This is a genomic window from Chitinophaga sp. 22620 (assembly GCF_052044405.1).
Classification (GTDB): domain Bacteria; phylum Bacteroidota; class Bacteroidia; order Chitinophagales; family Chitinophagaceae; genus Chitinophaga.
In genome coordinates this window covers 1,000,056-1,023,130 of record NZ_JBQEMV010000002.1, presented here as the reverse complement: position 1 = coordinate 1,023,130, position 23,075 = coordinate 1,000,056, and the positions used below count along the sequence as shown (strand labels likewise).

Sequence of the window (23,075 nt, the reverse complement as noted above, 5' to 3'; positions counted from 1 at the left end):
AAATTACATACAATTTTTAACTTTCATATCTGCGGGGTTGACGATCATGTGACAACACACATTCTTCATTTTTCCGTATTTTTGCAGTATAAATCGTATCAGAACAATGGAAACAATCACCAACGCACCTATAAATCTCACCAGCGGCGCCATCCAGGAGCTGCAACGCCTCCGCGGGGAGGCAAGCTTCGACCAGAGCCAATACCTCCGCATCGGCGTAAAAGGCGGGGGATGCTCCGGCCTTTCCTATGTGCTCGGCTTTGACGCTAAAATGGAAGATGACGAGGTTTACGACATTGAAGGCATTCCGGTAGTGATGAAGAAATCGCACGGGCTGTATCTCCTGGGCATGGAAATCGACTTCCAGCACGGGCTGAACGCGCGCGGGTTCACTTTCTCCAACCCGAATGCCTCCTCCAGCTGCGGCTGCGGTACTTCGTTTGCCGTGTAACAGCAGTGAAATTACTATTAACAAGAGGCCGTCCAGGTATTGAACCGGGACGGCCTCTTGTATTATTTTGACTCTACCTCCGGAGTGCTCTCCTTTACCTCTCCTTTACCTGTCCTGTACGTATCGTATAGGCAAGTCTTTCAGTTAAAATACCATCAAAACAGAAAGGCCGTCCCTTTTACGGAACGGCCTTCTGATATAAAATTTCCATTTGAGCTTATTTGCCCCCTACTAAAGGAGGAGCTTTTTCGACCTTCACGGCTTCTTTCTCCTGTGACAGCGTGTTCTTCTTATCGAAGTCCACCAGGATCGGCGCGGCTACGAAGATGGAAGAATAGGCGCCGGTCAGTACACCGATCAGCATGGCGAAGGCAAACCCGCGGGTTACCTCGCCGCCGAAGATGAACAGGATCAGGATGGTGAGGAACACCGTTACAGAGGTCATGATCGTACGGCTCAGCGTGTCGTTGATCGCACGGTTGATCACTGTTTTGGTATCTGCATTCTTGGTCAGGCGGAAGTTCTCACGGATCCTGTCGAACACGATCACGGTATCGTTCATCGAGAAGCCTATCACCGTCAGGATGGCCGCAATGAAGTGCTGGTCAATCTCCAGTGCGAAAGGTACGATGTTACGGAAGAACGAGAATACGATCAGCGTAACAAGCACGTCGTGCAGCAGGGAAACGATGGTACCGATAGAGTACTGCCATTTATTGAACCGCAGCAGGATGTAGAGGAACACCACGATCAGCGACAGGATGGTGGCTTTAATAGCGCCGGTCCTCAAGTCGTCGGAAATAGTGGGTAGAACGGTTTGCGAACCTACCAGGTACTGGGCTTGCCAGGTAGCAAAATCCAGGTTCCCTTCGTAGTTGGATTTAATACTATTGAACAGCTTGGTCCGCACTTCGTTGCCCGCTTCGTCGGAGTTATCATCGATCTTGTACGGAGTAGTAATATTCAGCTGGTTGTTGGTACCGATGGTCTTTACAATAGTTTCGGATTCGAATTCCTTGTTCAGGGATTCGTGAACAGCCTCGCGGTTCACCGGTTTGTCGAAACGCACGGTGTAGCTGCGGCCGCCGTTGAAGTCCACACCACGGTCGAAGCCGTTGAAGAAGGTAGCGATACCGAGGATCAGTACAATACCGGAGATCACGTAGGTGATCTTACGCATGCCTACGAAGTCGTAGTTCGCATGCCTGAAGATCCTGCGGGAGATCGGCGTGAAATATTCCAGGTGCCTTTTTTTGTTCGTCCACCAGTCGGTGATCATGCGGGATACGAGGATACCGCAGAACAGGGACAGCAACAGACCGATGATCTGTGTGGTGGCGAAGCCCAGTACGGGGCCGAGGCCGAAGTAGAACAGGATGCAGGCTGTGAGCAGGGAGGTGATGTGACCGTCGAGCACGGGCGCGTAAGAACGTTTGTAACCGTCTTCCACTGCCTGCTGGTAGGTTTTGCCTCGGCTCAGCTCGTCCTTGATCCTTTCAAATATGATTACGTTCGTATCCACTGCCATACCGATGGTGAGCACCAGGCCGGCGATGCCGGGCATGGTGAGCGTGGCGCCCAGCGAAGCCAGGATGCCTACGGTGAACAGCAGGTTGAGTATCAGCGCGATGTTGGCCACCCAGCCGCCGGTGTTGAAGTACACCAGCATCAGGATGAAGATCACCACGAAGGAGATGATGAATGATTTAGCGCCCGCTGCGATGGATTCCTGTCCCAGGGTGGGGCCTACCACCTGCTCCTGCACGATCTTGGCGGGGGCGGGCATACGGCCGGACATCAGGATGTTGGCAAGATCTTCCGCTTCTTCGGTCGTAAAGCTGCCGCTGATGGAAGAGTTACCGTTCGGTATCTCGTTGATGATGGAGGGGGCGGTGTACACTACGTTGTCCAGCACGATGGCTACGTAGTTGAAGGTGCTGCGGTCGTCAGGATTGGTGGGCTTCAGCTGGCGGGTAAGGTTGCGCCAGTCGCGCGTGCCTACGTTGTCCATGCTCATGCTCACTTCCACGCGGCCGTCCTGGCCGAAGTCCGAACGGGCGGCAATCACCCTTTCACCGGTGATCTTCGCTTTCGGGCTGGCCGGGTTGATCTTCACACCAAATATCTGTAACGGCTGGGTGCGGTCTTCTCTGTTGGAAGGGCCGTAGAGGAATACCAGGTCTTTCGGCATTACAGCTTTCACTGCGGGCAGTTCGAGGTAACGGCGGAAGGTGGCGGTATCTTTCGGAGCGATCTGGCCCAGGATGGAACTGGGTTCCGGGTTGATCTTGAATACCATGAAGAGCGGCATTTCCTTCTGGTCCCTGGCGAGTGCGAGGGCAGCGGAGTCGCCGGCTACCTGTTTGCCGGAAGAATCCTTTGCCAGCAGGCTGGAAAGGGAACCGGTGGTATCGGGAGCGGCGGTGGGCGCCGCGGCAGTGGCCGTACTATCCTGTTTAACAGCGCCGGTATCTACCTTGGGGGCGTTGCCCAGGGAAGCTTTGATAGCTTCGTTCATGGGCAGCAGCACACCGTCGTAGAAAGCCTGGCTGGTTTTGTAAGTTTCACGGAATTCGAGGTTGGCGCTGGCCTGGAGGTACTTGCGTACGCGGTCGGCATCGTCCACGCCGGCCAGTTCCACGGAAATGATACCGCGGTTCTCGTCCAGGTTGATGGAAGGCGAAGCCACGCCGAACTTGTCGATCCTGTTCTGCAATACTTTATAGGTGTTCCTGATCGCCGCCCTGGATTCGTTCCGGACGATGTTCAGTACCTGGTCGTTGGAGCTGTTGAAAGTGATCTGCTTCTGCTGCGCGCTGGCGAAGATGGAAGACAGTTTCCCGTTGGGCGCTTCTTCTTTATAAGCTTCGCCAAACAGGGTCACGAAATCGGACTGGCTGTTCTTTTTGCGTTCTTTTGCTTTGGCAATGGCTTTGTTGAAGGCCGGGTCTTTCGACTGGCCTGACAGCTGGCGTACAACGTCTTCAACGCTTACTTCCAGCACCACATTCATGCCGCCCTGGAGGTCGAGGCCCAGGTTCAGCTGCTTTTCTTTCGCTTTGGTATAGGTGGTAAACCAGGGAAATCCTGCAATCTCCTTGCCACTGGCGCTGTCAATCAACTGTTCCGAACGCGCTTTGATGTAATCGTTCACGGTATCCTTGTAGAGGGCCTGCGCCTCTTTATTACCGGGATACTTCTGTTCTGCGGAGGGATACTGTTTGGCCACAAAGTCTTCGGCCTGGGTCTTTATCTTTTTCTCATAGTTCCGCACCACGAACGTGAAGGACAATTGATACAAAGAGATAAGGATCAGTGCGACAGCAAAAAATCTAACCAGTCCTTTTAGTTGCATTTTGTTTGATTATTAATATAAATTTTTTAAGAGTTGCAAAGATAGAATTTAAATTGATATATTAAAGCCCGGTAACAAACAGATCAAAAACCAGTAGGTGATTGGTTTTGAGCTGCATTCCGGCCTAAAAATTTCCTTCTATGGCGCAACAGTTTTTTCTGGCAGCTGCAATATTGGTTTTTTTTACGAACTGCCAAACTCCCAGGGCGATAATTTCTACCTCCATGCAAAAAAATACGGATGCATTCCTGGATTCACTGCTGAAAGCCAATGCTGAGCGCCTGGGCCCTGTGATGGCCGATCCGGGGGAGTACCGGCTCCAGGTTATTTACACCCGCATCGACCGGAATGCCCGGAACCAGCCGGTCTTCACGGATCACGCTTACCGCCTTTCCCCCGAAACCTACTTCTACCCTGCTTCTACAGTAAAAATGCCCGCGGCGTTCCTGGCGCTGGAGAAGGTGAACCGGCTGCGGGTGAACAAATACACCCCCATGTATACAGACAGTCTGTCAGGCATCACAACAGCCGTAACGTCAGACAGCTCGGCGGAGACCCGGCAACCTTCTGTGGCCCATTATATTAAAAAAATATTCCTCGTCAGCGACAACGACGCTTTTAACCGCCTGTACGAATTCCTGGGGCAGGAAGCCTTCAACCGCTCGCTCTGGGAAAAAGGGTATCCGTCCGTACAGGTGCGCCACCGCCTCGACATAGCACTGCCGCAGGAAGCCAACCGGCTTACCAATGCCGTGCGGTTCGTGGACAACGGGGAAACCGTGTACCGCCAGCCCGAGCAGCAGAGCGCCCTGCAGTTCGCTCCCCGCGCGGATTCCGTGGGCAAAGCCCATTACGAGGGCAACAAGCTGGTGGAAGCGCCTTTTAATTTTTCCGAAAAGAACCGGATCGTGCTGGAGGACCTTCATAACATCCTGCGGAGCGTAATTTTTCCGGAAAGTGTAACATCTGCGCGCAGATTTCGTTTAACGGAGGAGGATTACCGGTTTTTATACCGTTACATGTCGCAGCTGCCCGCAGAAACAGACCATCCAGTATATGACACCACGGAATTCCACCGCAATTACGTCAAATACCTGCTGGGCGGGGCTGATGCAAAAACGGAGCTGCCCGCGGGACTCAGGATATTCAATAAACCTGGCTGGGCGTATGGCTTTTTAACGGATGTGGCTTATTTTGCAGACTTTGCCAACAATGTGGAGTTTATGCTGTCTGCCACCGTGTATTGTAATAAAGACGGCGTGATCGGAGATGATACCTACGACTTTGAAACCGTCGGCCAGCCATTCCTGCGGGAACTGGGCCGGGTGATCTACGAAGCGGAACTGAAACGAACCAGAAAATACAAACCGGACCTCCGGCGTTATAAAGTAACGTACGGGCCCGAACAACAACCGTAACTTATAAGTACTAAAACATAAAATGAAAGAGCGCATGGTAACTAAAAAGAGCCGTTTATGGGCACTGGCCGCCGTGGCAGTTGCAATCACCGGTTTTTCCTCCTGTCTGAAAAACAGCGACCCCACTCCTCCCGAACCGCAAACGATCATTGCGATCGTGAACGGCGTGGCATCTCCCAAATACGGGCTGGACATTGCCCTTGACGGACAGAAGATCACTTCGCAGCCTATTCCCTTTGGCGAAGCTGTGGGCGACCGCTTCAGGCCGAGCAGCGGCTACAAATTCGATTTCAAGAAAGGCGGAGCAGACAGCCTGCTGGCAACTCTCACCGCCCGCTTCGACACTTCCCAGTACAACACGCTCATCGTGTATGGCGACCAGAGCACCGGCGTTGAAGTGTACAAGCTCCTGGAAAACTTTGAAAGCCTTTCCCGGACCAAGGCCAACGTACGTTTCTACAACCTGATGGCCGGCCCTGATGCGCTGGATGTGTTCGTCGGCGCAACCAAAGTATTCTCTTCCCGCTACTTCGCGGATTTTGAAGGCGGCGGTTACTCCCAGTTCGAAGCAACGGAAGTAGGCAACACCACCATTTCCGTGAAAACGGCTGCAGGAGCAGAGGTGGCTGTAAAGAACGATGCGGCCCTCACCGCTACCGGCGGCGCGTACAACATCTATCTCATGGGTGAAAGAGATTCCACCAGAGGCACTACCAAGCCGGTGATCAAGATCGTCGGTTACCAGTAATAAACGCTACACTCCAATTTATACAGAAGGTTCCGGGCATAAGTCCGGAACCTTTTTTCATTTTTTTGCAGTAGGTTTGCCGCGGTCAACCCAAAAAATAAACGTCTATGCAACTAGCCGAAAGATTAACACGGATATCCGTGCCGCAAACCATCAGGATGGCAAAGCTGAGCCGCGAACTGAAAGCACAGGGAATTGACATTGTGGACCTCAGTATCGGCGAACCTGACTTTGATACACCCGAATACATCCGTGAAGCCGCCAAGAAGGCCATCGATGAAGGGTATACCCATTACACGCCCGTAGCCGGGTATTCGGACCTCAAGCAGGCCGTAACCTACAAGCTGCAGCGTGATAACGGGCTCGAATACACGCCGGAACAGATCGTGGTGAGCACCGGCGCCAAACAAAGCATCGCCAACGCAGTGCTCAGCATTGTGAACCCCGGCGATGAAGTGATCATTCCCACGCCTTACTGGGTCACTTATTCGGAACTGGTGAAGCTTTGCCAGGGCGTCGTGAAGTTTGTACCCTGCGGCATTGAGGATAATTACAAGATCACGCCTGAAAAGCTGGAAGCTTCCATCACGCCAAAAACAAAGCTGTTCATGTTCTCTTCCCCCTGCAACCCTACCGGCTCCGTGTATTCCCACGAAGAGCTGAAAGGCCTGGCGGAAGTATTCGAAAAACACCCGGAGATATTTATCATTTCCGACGAGATCTACGAGTACATCAATTATGTGGCGCCGCACAGCAGCATTGCCAGCTTCGGCACGCTGAAAGACCGTACAGTGATCATCAACGGCCTCAGCAAAGGTTTTGCTATGACCGGCTGGCGCCTCGGCTACCTGGCCGCCCCGCTGGAGATCGCCAAAGCCTGCGACATGGTGCAGAGCCAGTTCACTTCCGCCACCTGCTCTATCACGCAGCGCTGCGCCATTACGGCCCTGCGCGGCCCGCTGGATACGGCAAAGGAAATGGTGGCCGCTTTCCGGGAAAGGCGCGCATTCATTTACGATGCGCTCAGGAACATCCCGGGGTTAAAAGTGAATGAGCCGGACGGGGCGTTCTATATGTTCCCGAACGTCAGTGCTTTTTATGGAAAGTCGTATGAAGACAGCAAGGTGAACAATGCGGACGACCTCTGCATGTACCTGCTGCATAAAGCAAACGTAACAGTGGTTTCAGGCGCGGCCTTCGAGCAGCCGGAATGCATCCGCATTTCCTACGCTACCGGCATGAACCGGATACAGGAAGGCATGAAAAGGATGAAGGAATGGCTGGGCAAGCTGAAATAACATCCCGCTGAAAGATAGATGGATGGCGCCTTCCCGGGCGCCATTCGTATTTAATGCATCAGTGCAGCTGCATCGTGTCCAGGTATTCTTTGTAGCGTTTTTTCACGTACACACCCAGGTCGTAGGCGGTGATGCCAGCCAGGAAACCCGCATTGGGGCGGGTTCTGTCCACAAAGGCATAAAGGCTGTCTCCCGTCAGCGGGATGAAGCGGGCCACCAGGTCCGCGTTATACATCTTATTTACCGCCCGCTCTTCCATGCTGGCCGTCAGCCTGCGGCGGAAAGCCTCGTCCCGCGCTTTTTTCTTAAAATCAAATACCGACACGATGGCGTTCAGGTTCATGGCTACGCCGGGCAGGTGGTGGGTTTTACCGTCCTTTTCATAAGCGACGCCCTTTTGTTTTTCGAGCGGTAATATCAGCCGGAAGTTCTTCGGCTGGAGCTTTCGCAGCATGGCGGAATCTTCCGAATGGTCGAAGTGCCGCACGTTAAATTCCTTCAGCTGGTAAACGCGCATGGGCGGCAGGCTGTCCCTTCTCAGGGAATCCTTTGCGGGCGCGAGGAAGCGCGGATAAGGGAGCGTATCTTTTTTCAGATATTGCGCGGAGGCTGAGCTGCACCATACCGATGCGCTCACCAGGGCCAGGATGCGGGGATTCATGCCATTAAACTACCGCAATCGGTTCTAAGAAAAAGTTAAAAGCCGGGCCGGGCCTGGTAAAGAAAAGTTAAAAACTTAAAAGCTGCCGGTGCAGGCTGAGCACCTGAGGTATCACCATCTGCTGCTCGTCGTTGTAGATCACGTAATCGGCCAGCTTGAGCTTAATGGCCTCGTCCAGCTGCTTGTGCATGCGCGCCAGCACGGCATTGCGGTCTACGCCGTCGCGCTTCATCACCCGCTGGATGCGCATGGCCTGCGGGGCCGATACCACGATCACCTTGTCCACATGATGAAAGGATTCCGTTTCGTACATCAGGGCGGCTTCCTTGAGCACGTAGGGGCTGGTCTGCCTGCGGGCCCAGGCTTCGGAATCGCGGATGGTGGCGGGGTGCACGAGGGAATTGAGCACGGCCAGCTGCTCTTTGTCTGCAAAAACGATATTGGAGATGTGTTTGCGGTTGAGGCTGCCGTCGTCAAAATAAGCCGCGTCGCCAAAGTGGGCCCTTATCTGGGAAACCAGCAGCGGGTCGTTCACCATGATCTCTTTCGCCGCATCGTCCGCCGAATAAACGGGAATGCCGAGCAGGGAAAATATCTTCGCAACGGTCGATTTGCCGGAGCCGATGCCTCCTGTAATGCCTATGATCTGCATATGACGGAAAATTACAAAAAAAGAGAGAAGGAAATTTCCTTCTCTCTTTTCATTATTTCGGGCTGAACCGGGTTTATTTGGTTTCAGCGGCTTTGTTGATGGCGGTGGTGTACTCCATGCTCACGGCAGAACGCTCTACAGTGAAGAAAGTACCGGGGCTCACCTCGATCTGGAGGGTGTTGTTGTCGTTGATCTTTTTCACTTTACCGTGTATGCCGGCAATGGTAACGATCTTATCACCTTCTCTCAGGTTATCGATGAATTGTTTTTGTGCTTTTGCTTTTTTGGTCTGGGGGCGGATCATGAAGAGCCACATCACGAGGATCATACCGCCAAAGAACAGCAGGGTGCCATAGCTGCCCATTCCGCCGCCCTGTGCGCCACCGGCCGGGGGCGTCATCAGAAATACGTTTAATAATAAGTTGTACATCGTATGTTGTTTATTGATTTGAAGCTGGTAAAGTTACTATTTCTTTGTTACGATCACACACTGGATCTTTGGGCCGTTGATCACGGGAGGATTGGTATTGGCCTGGATATACAGTTCTTTTTCGGTGTACCCTTCCGGGCGGCCATTGCTGTCGAACTTGACTTTCATATACCCGCTCTGCCCCGGTTTCAGCGGTTCCTTGGGCCATTCCGGCACGGTGCAGCCACAGCTGGCTTCCGCCTTGGTGATCAGCAGGTCCCGGCTGCCGGTGTTGGTGAACTTAAAGGAATATTCCACCACCTCTCCTTCCGTTACATCGCCAAAGTTATGGCTTTCCTTTTCAAAAGTCATCACCGGCCAGGTCCCTTTTGTGGTATCCATCGCGTCCGTAGCCGTGGCCGGCTGTTTGCCGGATTGGCCGCCGCAGGCCGTAAGGGCCAAAGCCGCAGCGAAAAACAGGTATAAGATCGGTTGCATATGAGATGAACTTTATTTCTTGTTCCGGTCCGTTTTCTCCACCAGGTTAGCCTGCACCAGGTCTTTGAGGATATTGTCCAGGATGCCGTTCACGAACTGCCCGCTTTGCGGCGTGCTGTAGGCTTTGGCCAGGTCTATATACTCATTGATGGTCACTTTGGTGGGAATGGTGGGGAAATACAGGAATTCGCAGACGCCCATTTCCATCAGCAGCATGTCTACCGCCGCGATCCGCTCCGGGTCCCAGTTCTGGAGCTTCGGTTTGATCAGCTCCATGCAATAATCCTTTTTATTGATCACGGTGGTGAGCAGGTCCTTGGCGTATTCCAGCTTTTCGCGGCTGATCAGCTGCAGGAAGTTGAACAGCTGCGGCTTGGAGAGGTAGTTGCCTACCAGGATGCCCATCATGTCCTCATCGTCGCCCCAGTGCAGGAAGCTGTCTTCCATATGCTGGCGGAACAGCTCGTTCTTTTCCAGTATGTGCTTATAGATATATTCGACGATATGCTTTTCAGAAGCCTTGTCCCTGGCGGGTTCCGCGATATAGGTCTTATACACTTCCGTTTCCGTGAGCTGGTTGTACAGTTTGCGGGTAAGGTCCACATCTTCCAGCCGGCGGAGTTTCCAGGTTTCGAGGTTCACCTGGAACCCTTTATCTCCCATTACCTGGAAAATAAAGTCGTTCCCTGCCACCTTGGTATTCACGGAAAGGTCGTGCTCGCTGGGCAGGTGCTTGTTGGCCCTTGCCTGGGCGTCGGTTTCCGCATACTGGGCCACGCGGGCCAGTGTGTAGAGTATATAGGTGAATATCTGGCAGGTCTGGTCCAGCTTCTCATTTAGCAAACTCGTTGCAGTGCCCGGTTTCACCGTTTCCTGCTCCATGGTATCCATGGCATACAGCGTTTGCATTACTTTAACCCGGATGTTTCTTCTACTGATCATTGTACGCTTAGGAAAATGGCCGCAAATCTACTGTTTTACAAGGACTTTATAAAAAATACTTCGTGGGGCAGGCTGTTCCGGCAGGCTTAAACTGCCATAGGACAGGAGCCTGGCAGGTAAAAAATGAAAAAATGGCATTTCTTGACAGTCCCGTTCCTATTTGCTTATCTTTGCTTCCTGCAAATTTGGCTCGTTGGCTCCCGGTAACCGGCCAAACAGGCCGGTTGGCATAATCTTCGTTAAGGGAAAAACCGTCAAACTTCATTTTATTCATACACTCATCTTTTTAAAAATAGAATTACAATGGCTAAAAATTTAAGTATTAAACCTCTGGCAGACAGGGTGATTGTAAAACCCGCAGCAGCTGAAGAAAAAACCGCAGGCGGCATCATCATCCCCGACACCGCTAAAGAAAAACCGCAGCGTGGTACGGTAGTAGCAGCCGGCCCCGGTAAAAAAGATGAACCCGTTAGTGTGAAAGTGGGCGATACCGTGCTGTATGGTAAATACTCAGGAACCGAGATCAGCCTGGAAGGCGATGATTACCTGATCATGCGCGAATCGGACATCCTGGCGGTTATCTAAGCCACCCTCCCCTGTTATCATTTCTAAAACACGACCAAAGAAAATAGTACAACTATGGCAAAACAGATATTTTTCAATACAGACGCCCGCAATAAAATGAAGAAAGGCGTTGACACCCTGGCTAATGCTGTGAAAGTAACCCTGGGCCCCAAAGGCCGCAACGTGGTGATCGAAAAGAAATTCGGCGCTCCCAGCGTAACTAAGGACGGTGTTACCGTAGCAAAAGAGATCGAACTGGAAGACCCCATTGAGAACATGGGCGCCCAGATGGTGAAGGAAGTGGCTTCCAAAACTGCGGATATCGCGGGCGACGGTACCACCACCGCCACCGTGCTCGCACAGTCCATCATCGGCGAAGGCCTGAAGAACGTAGCTGCAGGCGCTAACCCCATGGATCTGAAACGCGGTATCGACAAAGCCGTTAAAGCTGTAGTAGAGAACCTGAAAAGCCAGTCTGAAAAAGTAGGCAGCGACAATAAAAAGATCGAGCAGGTAGCCGCTATTTCCGCCAACAACGACGCGGAGATCGGTAAGCTGATCGCTGAAGCCATGCAGAAAGTGACCAAAGACGGCGTTATCACCGTTGAAGAAGCGAAAGGCACCGAAACTACCGTGGAAGTGGTAGAAGGTATGCAGTTCGACCGTGGTTACCTCTCCCCTTACTTCATTACCAACAGCGAAAAAATGCAGGCTGAGCTGCAGAACCCTTACATCCTGATCTACGACAAAAAGATCAGCACCATGAAGGACATCCTGCACATCCTGGAAAAAGTGGCCCAGCAAGGCGCTCCCCTGGTGATCATCTCTGAAGACCTGGAAGGCGAAGCACTGGCCACCCTGGTGGTGAACAAGCTGCGCGGCACCCTGAAAGTAGCTGCTGTTAAAGCTCCCGGCTTTGGCGACAGGAGGAAGGAAATGCTGCAGGACATTGCTACCCTCACTGCAGGTGTGGTGATCTCCGAAGAGCAGGGTTACAAACTGGAAAATGCAGACCTCACTTACCTGGGCCGTGCAGAATCCGTAACCATCGATAAAGACAATACCACCGTTGTAGGCGGTAAAGGCGATAAAGAAGCCATCCAGGGCCGTATCAACCAGATCAAGTCACAGATCGAAGTGACCACTTCCGACTATGACCGTGAGAAACTGCAGGAACGCCTCGCCAAACTGAGCGGCGGTGTAGCTGTACTGTACGTTGGTGCTGCCACTGAAGTGGAAATGAAAGAAAAGAAAGACCGTGTGGACGACGCCCTGCACGCAACCCGCGCTGCCGTTGAAGAAGGCATCGTAGCAGGTGGCGGTGTGGCTTTCATCCGCGCTATCGAATCGCTGGATAAACTGAAAGGTGACAACGAAGACGAGCAGACCGGTATCGCGATCGTTAAACGCGCTATCGAAGAGCCGCTGCGCCAGATCACCGAAAACTCCGGTATCGAAGGTTCCATCGTGGTACAGAAAGTGAAGGAAGGTAAAGCCGACTACGGTTTTAACGCCCGCACCGAAACTTATGAGAACCTGCTGGCAGCCGGTGTAATCGACCCGACCAAAGTATCCCGCATCGCGCTGGAAAACGCCGCATCCATTGCTGGTATGCTGCTCACCACCGAATGTGTGATCGCAGACAAACCCGAGCCTAAATCCGCAGCCCCTGCAATGCCGGGCGGCCACGGTATGGGTATGGATTATTAATCCTTACGGGAATAAATTTTCCAAGTCCCGCCCTGGTAATCCATGGGCGGGATTTTTTTATTTGTAACTTTCCTGCCTTCCTGCCCGTTTAACGGGTGTATTTTTGAAAAAAAGTTAAACAGGCATGTTATACCGGCGAATTCTGATCGTATGCATACTGGCGGCACTGCCGGCGCTCCTGCCTTCCTGCTCGAAGGACACGCCCAGCCTCGAAGCCGCCTTCGACGCCGTGACGAGGGATACCGACATTATCAGGCGCTACCTGCTGTACTCCAACCAGGATTCCGGCGCAGTGTATCATCCCAGCGGCCTCGTGTACAAGGTGCTGGACAAGGGGAACGGGAGAGATACCATCCGCCTGAACCAGGTACCCGTGGTTACCTTCACCCGCCGTATACTGGGCGATACAAAGATCGTGGAACAAAGTCCCCTGCCCACTTCGTTCGACAACCGGCAGCTGAAGAACCATATTGCCGGCTGGCAGATCGGGCTGCAGCAGATCACCAAGGGGGGGCGCATCCTTTTATTCATTCCTTCCGGGCTTGCTTTCGCGGATATCGGCGTGCCGGGCACCATTCCGCCCTACGCCATCCTTGCATGCGACGTAAGCCTTATCGATATTAAATAACCGGAAAAATATATGAAGAGAAACATTTTCGGCCTTACAGGCCTCCTGGCAATTGTACTGATGTTTGCCTGCAACAAAAAAGACAACGACACGCCTCCCTACGACTACGACAAACAGGCTGCGAAAGACGAGCAGACGATCAAGGACTACATTGCCGCGAATAACCTGACCGGTTATGTGCGCGATACCACCGGCGTATATTTTAAAGTGCTGGTACATGGCCAGGGCGGCGATACCATTAAGCTCACAGACCGTTTCAATATAGACTACAAAGGCTTCCTGCTGAACGGCACCCGTTTCGATTCCGCCACGGCAGTGACCTTCAACGACATGCGCCTGGGGCAGCCCGGCCTGATCGAGGGTTTTAAGGTAGGGCCGATGAAAACCACCAAGGGCGGCACCGTGCGTTACTTCATTCCTTCTGTGCTGGGTTACCGGGACCAGGATAAAGGCACCATACCGCCGAACTCCGTGCTGATCTTCGAAGTAAAGCTGAATAACTATTATTACTAGTTCAGACTGAATTTTTTATAAAAATGCCTGTTGCTCACCGCAACAGGCATTTTATATTACGGGGAAAATGTCCTACATTTAAGAAGACCAGAATCAACGAAAATCGCTGTAATTATTCCCCGTATTGCATGCACAATGAACCGAGATACCGTACCCAACGCCAGGATCCGCTGGAATTGCAATTCATGCAGATATTCCGGCGGCACGAAGGCAGGCTGTATGCCCTGGCCCTGAAGCTCACTAAGTCTGAAACATACGCCCAGGACGTGATCCAGGATGTATTTATCAAGCTGTGGGAACAAAGGGAGGCGTTCGGGCAGATCCGTAATATGGATGCCTGGCTGTACCGGCTCACCGAGAACCGGGTGATCGATTTCCTGCGCAAAGCCGCCGCCGATGAGCGCCTGCGCCAGACCATCTGGGAAGCGATGCCCGCCAATACCCAGGCCACCGCCGCCGTAGTGGAGGCCAGGGAATATCATCACATCCTGCAAAAAGCGATCGACCGCCTGCCGCCCCAAAGGAAGCTCATTTACTGCCTCAACCGGGAAGAAGGGCTCAACTACCAGGAGATAGCCGAAGAGCTTAAAATATCGCGCCATACGGTCAAAAACCAGCTATCTACCGCCCTCCAGGCTATCCGCAGCTTCGTGGCCAAAACGGCGGGGCCGCTGTCGCTGTTCTTTTCACTGTATTGCTGAAGCCTGTCCCGAAAATTGGCAGGCCCCGTTGTTTATCACCCTCTCTCCGCTTTTCAAAAAAATTCCACTTTTTTTTAAAACCCGGTAGGAACATTTTCCCGCTGCTTCGTCTTCCGGTGTATACACCAATACAACCGCGATGGAAGAACGGATACAATATTTGTTCAAAAGATACCGGGACAATACCTGCACCCGGCAGGAGTACGAAGAGTTCTTCGCCCTCCTGCGCCAAAGCGCCCACGACGGGGCAGTGCGCGAGCTGATCCGCCAGGCTTACGAAGCCGAAGCCGGCAACGCGCCCGCGGACGCTTACGTGGACGAGAACGGCCAGCTGGTGGTGCCTTTCAAACGCAACCGGGCCGTTCTCCGCAAAGCGCTGGCCATGGCCGCCATATTCGTTGCCGCCGCAGGCGCCGCCCTCTGGCTCATGCCCCGGCAAAAAGCCGTACAGCCCACGCATATGGCCCGGCAGCATACCGCCCGCAGCGAATACAAGCACATCGTGCTGCCAGACAGCTCGGAGGTTTGGCTGAATGCCGCCAGCACACTGGAATTCCCCGAAGATTTCGGGAAACGGAGCAGGGAAGTATACCTCACCGGCGAAGCTTATTTTGATGTGCGGCATGCGGTGGAAACGCCCTTCATCATCCATACCGGCAAGGTTTCCACCACCGTGCTGGGCACCGCCTTCAATATCAGGGCCTACCCCGGCCGCAGGAGCGTGGTGGTGAGCGTAAGCAAAGGAAAGGTGAGCGTGAACTACCGAGACGGCGCGCCGGCCATGCTGACGAACGGCCAGCAGCTGAAAGTGGACGTTACAAGGCCGGCCCAGAGCGTAAAAAAACTGCTCATGGCCGATGCGGCGCCCTGGAAGCAGGGAGATCTCCAGTACGACGGTGAAATGCTGGCAGACATCATTGCCGATCTCGAAAGGGTATACGATGTGAAGATCAGGATCATGCAGGAAAACCTGCGGGGGCTCACGGTGAGCACGTCGTTCAAGCGGGACATTGGGGTGGAACAGGCATTACAGGTATTATGCAAACTGACGGACACCCGGCTGTCGCTGACAGAAGGGGTTTATACGATACATTAACCAAAATCTAAAGATCATGAACCATCCGTGCACTCCTGCATCCGGCTGATTGTTACAAAAAAGCAGAGAGCCGCTCCAATTGCGACCTGGCAGCGGCTCCTGTTTGCGTTGAATAATCCCTTTTCATGAATTATTAAACTTACCAAAGCTATGAATTTGTATGTAGAAAAAAGCAATTTCATTGCCCCGCTATGCAATGAAATACAGCGGCCGGCGCCCATCCTCCGGCGGCTGACATTCAAAAGGTGTATTATGAGAATTTCCATTCTGACCATATTGCTCACTATCAACGGCTTACTCATGGCCGCTACCGGCAGCGGGCAGGATCTCAGCAAGATCACTGTATCCATCGACCTGCGGAACGCTTCGCTCAAGCAGGCGTTCAAAAAGATCGAATCGCTGGCCGACTGCTCTTTTACTTACAGAACCCAGGACGTTGCGGGTTACAACAACATCACCTACCAGGCAACAGATATCCCCGTCAGCCGCCTGCTCGACGAGCTGTTGCGCACTACAGACCTGCGATACGAGCAGGTGAACGCCAATATCGTCATCAAAAAAGGGATCGCTTCCTTAACCGCCGGCCCCTCCGCGCACAGGACAGCCGTTCTTTTTGATGGCGGTATCAGGGGCGTGGTGCGCGACGCATCAGGCTCGCCGCTCGCCTTTGCCACCGTGCAGATCGTAGGCACCACCAAAGGCGCCGTGGCAGACGAACAGGGCCGTTTCTCCATCAGCAACGTGGAGCCCGGCACCTATAAGCTCCAGGCTACCGCCATGGGCTTTAAAGCCGCGACCGCAGAAGTTACCGTGGTGAACAACCAGACAGCATCCGCCGACTTCAGCCTGGAAGGCGGCGACACCAACCTCTCCGAAGTGGTGGTGACCGCGCTGGGCATCACCCGCAGCCAGCGTTCGCTCGGCTATGCCACCCAGGGTGTGAAGGGGGAAAACCTCACTTACGCCAAAGACCAGAACGTGCTGGGCTCGCTCGCCGGCAAAGTGGCGGGCGTGCAGGTAGTAGGCTCTTCAGGCGCCAGCATGGGCGGAACGCAGAAGATCAAGATACGCGGCGTCAACTCCATTTCCGGCTCAGACCAGCCGCTGATCGTGGTAGACGGTACGCCCATCTCCAACGCCAACTTCGCTGAAAGCGACCGGGCGGATTACGGTAACCTCGCGCAGGACATCAATCCCGAAGACATCGAGGACATCAGCGTGCTGAAAGGTCCCACCGCTTCCGCATTGTACGGCCTCCGCGGACAATACGGCGTGATCATGATCACCACCAAAAAAGGAAAACGCGGCGCCAAAAAAGTGAACGTACAGCTCAACAGCGCTTTCTCCATAGAAAAGGCCGCCAACTTCCTGAAACTGCAAAACCTTTACGGGGCGGGCTCCAAACAAACCTGGAACACTCTCGCCAACGGCCAGAAAGTAGTGCAGACAGACTGGGACGAAAGCTGGGGGCCTAAAATGGACGGCACTCCCGTACGCCAGGTGTTCAGCTTCTACCCGCTCGATCCCGATTTCGGCAAGGAAACGCCTTTTGTGCCGCACCCTACCAACATCGAGGATTTTTATGAGACCGGCACCACTTTCAACAACGGCGTTAACGTAACAGGCGGCAGCGAAAACGCCACTTTCCGCCTGAGCTACAACAATACCAACATCCGCGGCGTGGAACCTAACAGTTGGCTGAAAAGGAACAACCTCGGTGTAAGCGCTTCGCTGGACCTCACCAGCAAGATCCAGGTGTCCACCAATATCAACTACGCCAACAACAGCGCCCAGCGCCCGTCTCAGGGTTCCGAATGGGGCTCGCGCTATATCGTGCAATGGTTCCAGCGGAATATAGACATGAAGCGGATGAGGAATTACAAATATGCGGACGGCACTAACCTGCACTGGAACATCAATCCCCCCGCTACCGGCGGCAACGGCGTAGTAACGGACTTTGAGCCGCAGTACTGGGACAACCCGTATTTCGACGCATATGAAAATACCAGCAACGACGGCCGCGACCGTTTCTTCGGCGACGTGGGCCTTACCTACAACCTGTTGCCCGGCCTCAAGCTGAGCGGTTTTGTGCGCGGCGATATGTATACACAGAACATCGAGACCAGGATTGCATTCGGCAGCAGAAGAGTGCCTTCCTATACCAGCGCCAAATACCAGAACAAGGAGATGAACTACGAGTTCCTGGCGCAGTACAATAAAACAGTGAACGACTTCTCGTTCAATTTCAACCTCGGCGGCAACATCTTCAACCGCAAATACAGCTATGTATCGGGCGCCACCGCGGGCGGACTTTCCAGTCCCGGCTACTACAGCCTTGCCGCTTCCATAGACCGGCCCGTGCTCAACTCTTATGAGCTGGAAAAGACCATCCGCAGCGCATACGGCATGGCTTCCGTGGGTTATAAGAACCTGCTGTTCCTCGAAGCTTCATTACGTAACGATAATACATCCACCCTCAACGAGAACAACAACTCATACTACTATCCTTCCGTTTCCGCCAGCTTCATTTTCAGCGACGTGCTGAAATGGAAGCCGCTGAATTACGGCAAGCTGCGCCTCAGCTACGCCCAGGCAGGGTCGGACGTTGGCGTGTTTGCCACCTCCGTGAACTACGGCGTGGGCGGCATCTACCGGCCGGCTACCGGCGCGGCAGTGAATTCGCTGTATGTGCTTGACGACCTGGTGAACCAGAACCTTAAACCGTCCTTTGCGCACTCTTACGAAGCCGGCGTGGACCTGAAGTTCCTGGACAGCAGGCTCGGGCTCGACTTCACGTATTACCTGCAGAAGAACAAGAACCAGATCATTCCCCTTGCGCTTTCCGGCACCAGCGGCTACAGCGGCACCATCATCAATGCCGGCCTGATCGAGAACAAAGGATTTGAAATAGCGCTTTCCGCTACTCCCGTGCGCGGCAAGAACTTTTCCTGGACCACTATATTCAACATCAGCGCCAACAAGAGCATGGTGAAAGAACTGGCGCCCAACCAGACCGTTTACCCGCTTTATTCTTCTACTTATTCCGGCGTTACCGCATATCTCAACGCATATGTAGGCAAACCTTTCGGCAGCCTCATCGGCAAAGCGTACCAGCGCGATTCCGCTACCGGCGCCATATTGCTGGGAGCGAACAACATGCCGCTGTACACCGAAGCCACTCACAACTTCGGATCAGTGCTGCCCGACGCCACCGGCGGATGGCAGAACACTTTCACCATCGGCAACTTCGACCTGAGCGCGATGATCGATTACCAGGTGGGCGGTATGTTCTTCAGCCGTTCAAGAATGCTGGCCGTTAAAACCGGCATGGCCGAAGAGACCGCTGCCATCAACGAAAACGGCAAAAACGTGCGTGACCCGGTGGCGGACGGCGGCGGCGTAAAAGTGACCGGCATGAAAGCCTCCACCAAAGAAATGATCACCGCTTACGTGGACGCCCGCGCTTATTACCGCACCGTGCTCGGCACGCATGTGTACGAAGAGTGGCTGTACGAAAGCGACTATATCAAACTGAGGGAACTGAGGCTGGGCTATACTTTCAGCAAGGCAAAACTGGCCAGGCTTCCTTTCAGCAGCATCAATGTGGCACTGATAGCGCGTAACCCCTGGATGATCTGGCAGAAAGCGCCCAAAGGCCTCGACCCGACGGAGCTTTCCAGCGGAAGCCAGAGCATCAGCTGGCTGGAATCCGGCCAGGCCAACACGGTGCGTTCTTACGGAGTAAACCTTATCGTCAATTTCTAAAGCCACACCATCATGAAAAGAATGTATGTTTTAGCAGGAATCACTTTCATCCTTGGGGCTTGTAACAAATTCGGCGACATCAACGTCAACCCCAACCTGCCCAGCCAGGCATCCAACACCCAGCTGATCGCCAACGCGGAGCTGTACCTGCCCGTGCTGGCCGAATCGCCGCAGGGTGAATACAACGCGCAATACCTTTCAGAAACACAGTATCCTAACCTTTCGTTATACAACCAGGTTTCAGCGAACTTCTACGGCATCTACCAGGGCCCGCTGATGAACCTGGAAACAGTCATCAAATCCAAACAGCTGGACGCCAAGGAAGGCCCCATTGCCAACCAGCTGGCCGTTGCCAAGATCCTGAAGGCGTATTATTTCTGGCATATCACCGACCGCTGGGGAGATGTACCCTATTCAGAATCGCTCAAGGGCAGTGAAAAATTCACGCCCGTGTACGACTCGCAGGAATCTATTTACAACAGTCTGTTCGCGCTGCTGGACGAGGCGGACAAATCCATCGTAGACGGCAAGATCAGTAACGACATCCTTTTTAACGGCGACATGACCCACTGGAAAAAGCTCGGCAACACCATCCGGCTGCTGATGGCCCTGCGGCTTTCCCAGGCCAATGCCACCAAAGCCCGCGAAGAGTTCAACAAAGCGCTGGCCGCCGGGGTAATGACCAGCAACGCCGGCAACCTGGTGTTCCGCCATCTGCCCGAAGCCGCCAATGAAAGTTACTGGTACGACCAGGTGACCGACCAGAACCGCAAATGGTGGGCGCTCAGCCAGCTGCTGGTCAGCAAAATGAAACCCGTTGGCGATCCCCGCCTGCGCGTTTATGGCGACCCGAATGTGGATGGACAATATGAGGGCCTTGAATTTGGCGCGCTGGACGGCCTCAGCACCACGGCATTCAGCCTGCTGGGTGCAGAGATCCGCAAGCAGGACGCGTCCGTTTACCTCGTAACCTATGCCCAGGCCCTCTTTGCACAAGCCGAAGCCGCCAAGCTCGGATGGATTGGCGGAAGCGATGCCGCCGCTGCGAACTACTACAACCAGGCCATCGAGCAGTCCATCCGCCAATGGAACAAAAACGACACTGCCGGTTATGCCGCCATGATGGCCTCTCCCGGCATGGCTTACAACGCCGCCACCGCTTATGCGCAGATTGGTACCCAGCGTTGGGTACACCTGTTCATGCACGGCTATGAAGCCTGGGCCGAATGGAGAAGGACCGGTTTCCCCGCCTTCACCAAACCCCAGGGCAAAGACGTACCTAACCGCCAGGGCTATCCGCCGGACGAGGTGTTCAACAACGCCACCAATTACACAGACGCTGTGAGCCGGCAGTTCGGCGGAGCCGGAGACGGGCTCTACGGCAAAGTTTGGTGGGATAAATAAGTCTTTCTCTATCTGTCATATAAATGCGCGTTACTGCTTGCGGTAGCGCGTATTTTTTTTGCCGGAACAGAAGTGGTCCCAAATCCCTTAACTTTGGACATTAAACCTGTTTACAGTGCCACACGAGTGTATCTCAGTATTTGATATTTTCAAGATAGGCGTAGGACCCAGCAGCTCGCATACACTAGGCCCCTGGCGTGCCGCCATGCGTTTTATTGACGAGCTGGCCGAAGCCGGCAAACTGCCCGCTGTGCAGCGCCTTGGCGTGCTGCTCTACGGTTCGCTGGCCAAAACCGGGCATGGGCATGGTACGGATATCGCCATTCAGCTGGGCCTTGGGGGAGAAGACCCCGTTACCTGCGATGTGAACGACATAGACGCGAAGATCGAAAAGATCCGCCGCGAACAAAAGCTCCGCCTGCAAGGCAAATACGAGATCGCCTTCGATCCGCTGACCGATGTGGAATTCCTCTACGACGAATCCCTCCCCTTCCATCCCAATGCATTGACCTTTCTCGTTACGCTGCAAAACGGCGAACAGCTGGCATCCACCTGGTATTCCATCGGCGGGGGCTTTGTGTTGAAGGAAGGCGAAATGGCGGGCGGCGGCAAAAACAATGTGGACCTGCCTTTCCCGATAGACACCGCGCGGCAGCTGCTGCAATGGTGCATCAAAACAGGCTATTCCATTTCAGAACTGGTGCTGGAAAACGAACAGGCCTGGCGCAGCGAGGCGGACACCAAAGCCGGCATTTTACAGATATGGGAAGTGATGCGCGACTGCATCTACCGTGGCTGCCACACTACCGGCGAGCTGCCCGGCGGGCTGAAAGTGGGCCGCAGGGCCGCGGCGCTCAACACCAAACTCCTGAAAGGAAGAACCTACACCGATTATAACAGCTGGGTGGAGGCCATCCGCTCAGGCGGGGAACATTTCTCCTATACGCTGGACTGGGTGAGCTGCTTTGCCCTGGCCGTAAACGAAGAGAACGCTTCTTTCGGCCGCGTGGTGACCGCTCCCACCAATGGCGCCGCGGGCGTAATACCCGCGGTACTGCAATATTTCATTACATTCTGCGATGGATTCCACAAGGAAAAGATCATCCAGTTCATCCTCACCGCTTCGGAAGTGGGCAGCATCTTCAAAAAACGCGCAACCATTTCGGCTGCTATGGGCGGGTGCCAGGCTGAAATAGGCGTATCGTCCGCCATGGCCGCCGCGGCCCTTACGGAATGCATGGGCGGCAGCCAGCGCCAGGTGCTGATGGCCGCGGAGATAGCGATGGAACACCACCTCGGCCTTACCTGCGACCCCATCGGAGGATTGGTACAGGTGCCCTGCATTGAGCGGAACACCATGGGCGCCATCAAAGCCATCACCGCTTCCCAGCTGGCGCTCCAGAGCAATCCAGAGCTGGCAAAGGTATCGCTGGACGCTGTCGTGAAAACCATGTGGGAAACCGCGCAGGACATGAATTCCAAATACAAGGAAACCTCAGACGGCGGGCTGGCAGTGAATATCCCGATCAGCCTGCCCGAGTGCTGAGCCATCAATAATCTTATAAACCTAGCGTTCCCCCAGGCAAGGCGGAACGCTTTTTTTATTTAATCTGATGTTTTCAGTTACAAATAATAAATTCCTATTATATTTGTACTTCTAAAACACACACGATTATGCCATCCAGTCAGGAACTGTTGTTTATCGTTATCATCGCCGGCGCTGTAGTGCTCGTTATCTGGACCCTGAAAGACACCTTGAAAAAAGGCGAAAAGAAAGAGAAAGAAGAAAGGGAAAAGGGGCTGAGATCCGTGTCAGGGAAAGCAGAAGGCGGCCATGGCGATGTAGTGCTGCCTTTGCAGCTGCAGGCGTATGAAAGGATCGTGCTGTTCGTGGAGCGCATTGCCCCGCAGAACCTGATCAGCCGTGTGAACCAGCCCGGCTTCTCGGTGCTGGACATGCAGATAGGCATGGTATCGAATATCAAATCGGAATACGATCATAACGTTTCGCAGCAGATATACGTAACAGCGCAGGCATGGGAGGCCGTGAAAACCGTGAAGGAACAGACCATTTCCATCATCAACCAGATAGCGCTGAAACTCCCGCCCGACGCGCCTTCCATAGAGCTGAACAAACAGATTCTGGAACTGTTCATGCTGCAGCCGGAATCCCCTTCAGACATCGCGATAGAGATCATCAACGCCGAAGCACGAAAGCTGATGCAACGGTAACGGATAAACAAAAAAGAGACCATGCAGGTC

At 53.7% G+C, this 23,075-nt stretch carries 21 protein-coding genes; 14 read left to right on the top strand and 7 right to left on the bottom strand.

Annotated elements, in window-relative coordinates; genetic code table 11:
* Positions 1-106 precede the first annotated feature (106 nt).
* Positions 107-451: a HesB/IscA family protein gene (locus ACTJIK_RS13835; RefSeq protein WP_440647008.1), complete on the top strand. Its 345-nt coding sequence runs from the start codon at positions 107-109 to the stop codon at positions 449-451.
* A 217-nt stretch (positions 452-668) separates the two neighbouring features.
* Here ACTJIK_RS13835 and secDF read toward each other — a convergent pair whose 3' ends face one another.
* Entirely contained in the window at positions 669-3,806 is a 3,138-nt protein-coding gene (gene secDF, locus ACTJIK_RS13830) for a protein translocase subunit SecDF (protein ID WP_440647006.1), read from the bottom strand.
* 224 nt (positions 3,807-4,030) lie between these two features.
* Here secDF and ACTJIK_RS13825 point away from each other — a divergent pair, with 224 nt between their 5' ends.
* The 3 genes from ACTJIK_RS13825 to ACTJIK_RS13815 all read left to right on the top strand — a co-directional run bounded on the left by ACTJIK_RS13825 (position 4,031) and on the right by ACTJIK_RS13815 (position 7,270).
* The gene (locus ACTJIK_RS13825) at positions 4,031-5,224 is read left to right on the top strand and encodes a serine hydrolase (RefSeq protein ID WP_440647004.1); all 1,194 of its coding nucleotides are present in this window, start codon (positions 4,031-4,033) and stop codon (positions 5,222-5,224) included.
* Positions 5,225-5,258: 34 nt separating this feature from the next.
* The gene (locus ACTJIK_RS13820) at positions 5,259-5,972 is read left to right on the top strand and encodes a hypothetical protein (protein ID WP_440647002.1); all 714 of its coding nucleotides are present in this window, start codon (positions 5,259-5,261) and stop codon (positions 5,970-5,972) included.
* 107 nt (positions 5,973-6,079) lie between these two features.
* Entirely contained in the window at positions 6,080-7,270 is a 1,191-nt protein-coding gene (locus ACTJIK_RS13815) for a pyridoxal phosphate-dependent aminotransferase (RefSeq protein ID WP_440647000.1), read from the top strand.
* Positions 7,271-7,328: 58 nt separating this feature from the next.
* On the opposite strand, the gene ACTJIK_RS13810 is transcribed toward ACTJIK_RS13815, so the two are convergent.
* The 6 genes from ACTJIK_RS13810 to ACTJIK_RS13785 form a co-directional block, all read right to left on the bottom strand.
* Positions 7,329-7,931, bottom strand: coding sequence for a hypothetical protein (locus tag ACTJIK_RS13810; RefSeq protein ID WP_440646998.1), 603 nt, complete (start codon positions 7,929-7,931; stop codon positions 7,329-7,331).
* Between the two features lie 67 nt (positions 7,932-7,998).
* On the bottom strand, positions 7,999-8,583 hold the full coding sequence (coaE, locus tag ACTJIK_RS13805; RefSeq protein ID WP_440646996.1) for a dephospho-CoA kinase: 585 nt from the start codon (positions 8,581-8,583) through the stop codon (positions 7,999-8,001).
* A 73-nt stretch (positions 8,584-8,656) separates the two neighbouring features.
* The gene (gene yajC / locus ACTJIK_RS13800) at positions 8,657-9,013 is read right to left on the bottom strand and encodes a preprotein translocase subunit YajC (RefSeq protein WP_440646994.1); all 357 of its coding nucleotides are present in this window, start codon (positions 9,011-9,013) and stop codon (positions 8,657-8,659) included.
* Positions 9,014-9,049: 36 nt separating this feature from the next.
* Complete coding sequence (locus tag ACTJIK_RS13795) at positions 9,050-9,490, bottom strand: DUF1573 domain-containing protein (protein ID WP_440646992.1); 441 nt, start codon at positions 9,488-9,490, stop codon at positions 9,050-9,052.
* 12 nt (positions 9,491-9,502) lie between these two features.
* Positions 9,503-10,432: a transcription antitermination factor NusB gene (gene nusB / locus ACTJIK_RS13790; protein WP_440646990.1), complete on the bottom strand. Its 930-nt coding sequence runs from the start codon at positions 10,430-10,432 to the stop codon at positions 9,503-9,505.
* Positions 10,433-10,478: 46 nt separating this feature from the next.
* Positions 10,479-10,706 carry a hypothetical protein gene (locus tag ACTJIK_RS13785; RefSeq protein ID WP_440646988.1) on the bottom strand — a complete coding sequence of 76 codons (228 nt, stop codon included), beginning with the start codon at positions 10,704-10,706 and terminating at the stop codon, positions 10,479-10,481.
* Positions 10,707-10,735: 29 nt separating this feature from the next.
* Between ACTJIK_RS13785 and ACTJIK_RS13780 the strand changes: the two genes are divergently transcribed.
* The 10 genes from ACTJIK_RS13780 (at position 10,736) to ACTJIK_RS13735 (ending at position 23,045) form a co-directional block, all read left to right on the top strand.
* Complete coding sequence (locus ACTJIK_RS13780; RefSeq protein WP_120516114.1) at positions 10,736-11,017, top strand: co-chaperone GroES; 282 nt, start codon at positions 10,736-10,738, stop codon at positions 11,015-11,017.
* 54 nt (positions 11,018-11,071) lie between these two features.
* Positions 11,072-12,706, top strand: a complete 1,635-nt coding sequence (gene groL / locus ACTJIK_RS13775) for a chaperonin GroEL (protein ID WP_440646986.1) — start codon at positions 11,072-11,074, stop codon at positions 12,704-12,706.
* A gap of 124 nt (positions 12,707-12,830) precedes the next feature.
* On the top strand, positions 12,831-13,334 hold the full coding sequence (locus ACTJIK_RS13770) for an FKBP-type peptidyl-prolyl cis-trans isomerase (RefSeq protein ID WP_440646984.1): 504 nt from the start codon (positions 12,831-12,833) through the stop codon (positions 13,332-13,334).
* Positions 13,335-13,346: 12 nt separating this feature from the next.
* Positions 13,347-13,847, top strand: coding sequence for an FKBP-type peptidyl-prolyl cis-trans isomerase (locus ACTJIK_RS13765; RefSeq protein WP_440646982.1), 501 nt, complete (start codon positions 13,347-13,349; stop codon positions 13,845-13,847).
* A gap of 128 nt (positions 13,848-13,975) precedes the next feature.
* On the top strand, positions 13,976-14,548 hold the full coding sequence (locus tag ACTJIK_RS13760; protein WP_440646980.1) for an RNA polymerase sigma factor: 573 nt from the start codon (positions 13,976-13,978) through the stop codon (positions 14,546-14,548).
* A gap of 139 nt (positions 14,549-14,687) precedes the next feature.
* Positions 14,688-15,644 carry a FecR family protein gene (locus ACTJIK_RS13755; RefSeq protein WP_440646978.1) on the top strand — a complete coding sequence of 319 codons (957 nt, stop codon included), beginning with the start codon at positions 14,688-14,690 and terminating at the stop codon, positions 15,642-15,644.
* 252 nt (positions 15,645-15,896) lie between these two features.
* A complete protein-coding gene (locus ACTJIK_RS13750) occupies positions 15,897-19,409 on the top strand; it encodes a SusC/RagA family TonB-linked outer membrane protein (RefSeq protein WP_440646976.1) in 3,513 nt (1,170 codons plus the stop codon).
* Between the two features lie 12 nt (positions 19,410-19,421).
* Positions 19,422-20,813 (top strand): SusD/RagB family nutrient-binding outer membrane lipoprotein, encoded by a 1,392-nt coding sequence (locus tag ACTJIK_RS13745; RefSeq protein ID WP_440646974.1) that lies wholly within the window; start codon positions 19,422-19,424, stop codon positions 20,811-20,813.
* Between the two features lie 115 nt (positions 20,814-20,928).
* Positions 20,929-22,359, top strand: a complete 1,431-nt coding sequence (locus ACTJIK_RS13740) for an L-serine ammonia-lyase (RefSeq protein WP_440646972.1) — start codon at positions 20,929-20,931, stop codon at positions 22,357-22,359.
* Between the two features lie 128 nt (positions 22,360-22,487).
* Positions 22,488-23,045 carry a hypothetical protein gene (locus tag ACTJIK_RS13735; protein WP_440646970.1) on the top strand — a complete coding sequence of 186 codons (558 nt, stop codon included), beginning with the start codon at positions 22,488-22,490 and terminating at the stop codon, positions 23,043-23,045.
* Positions 23,046-23,075 lie beyond the last annotated feature (30 nt).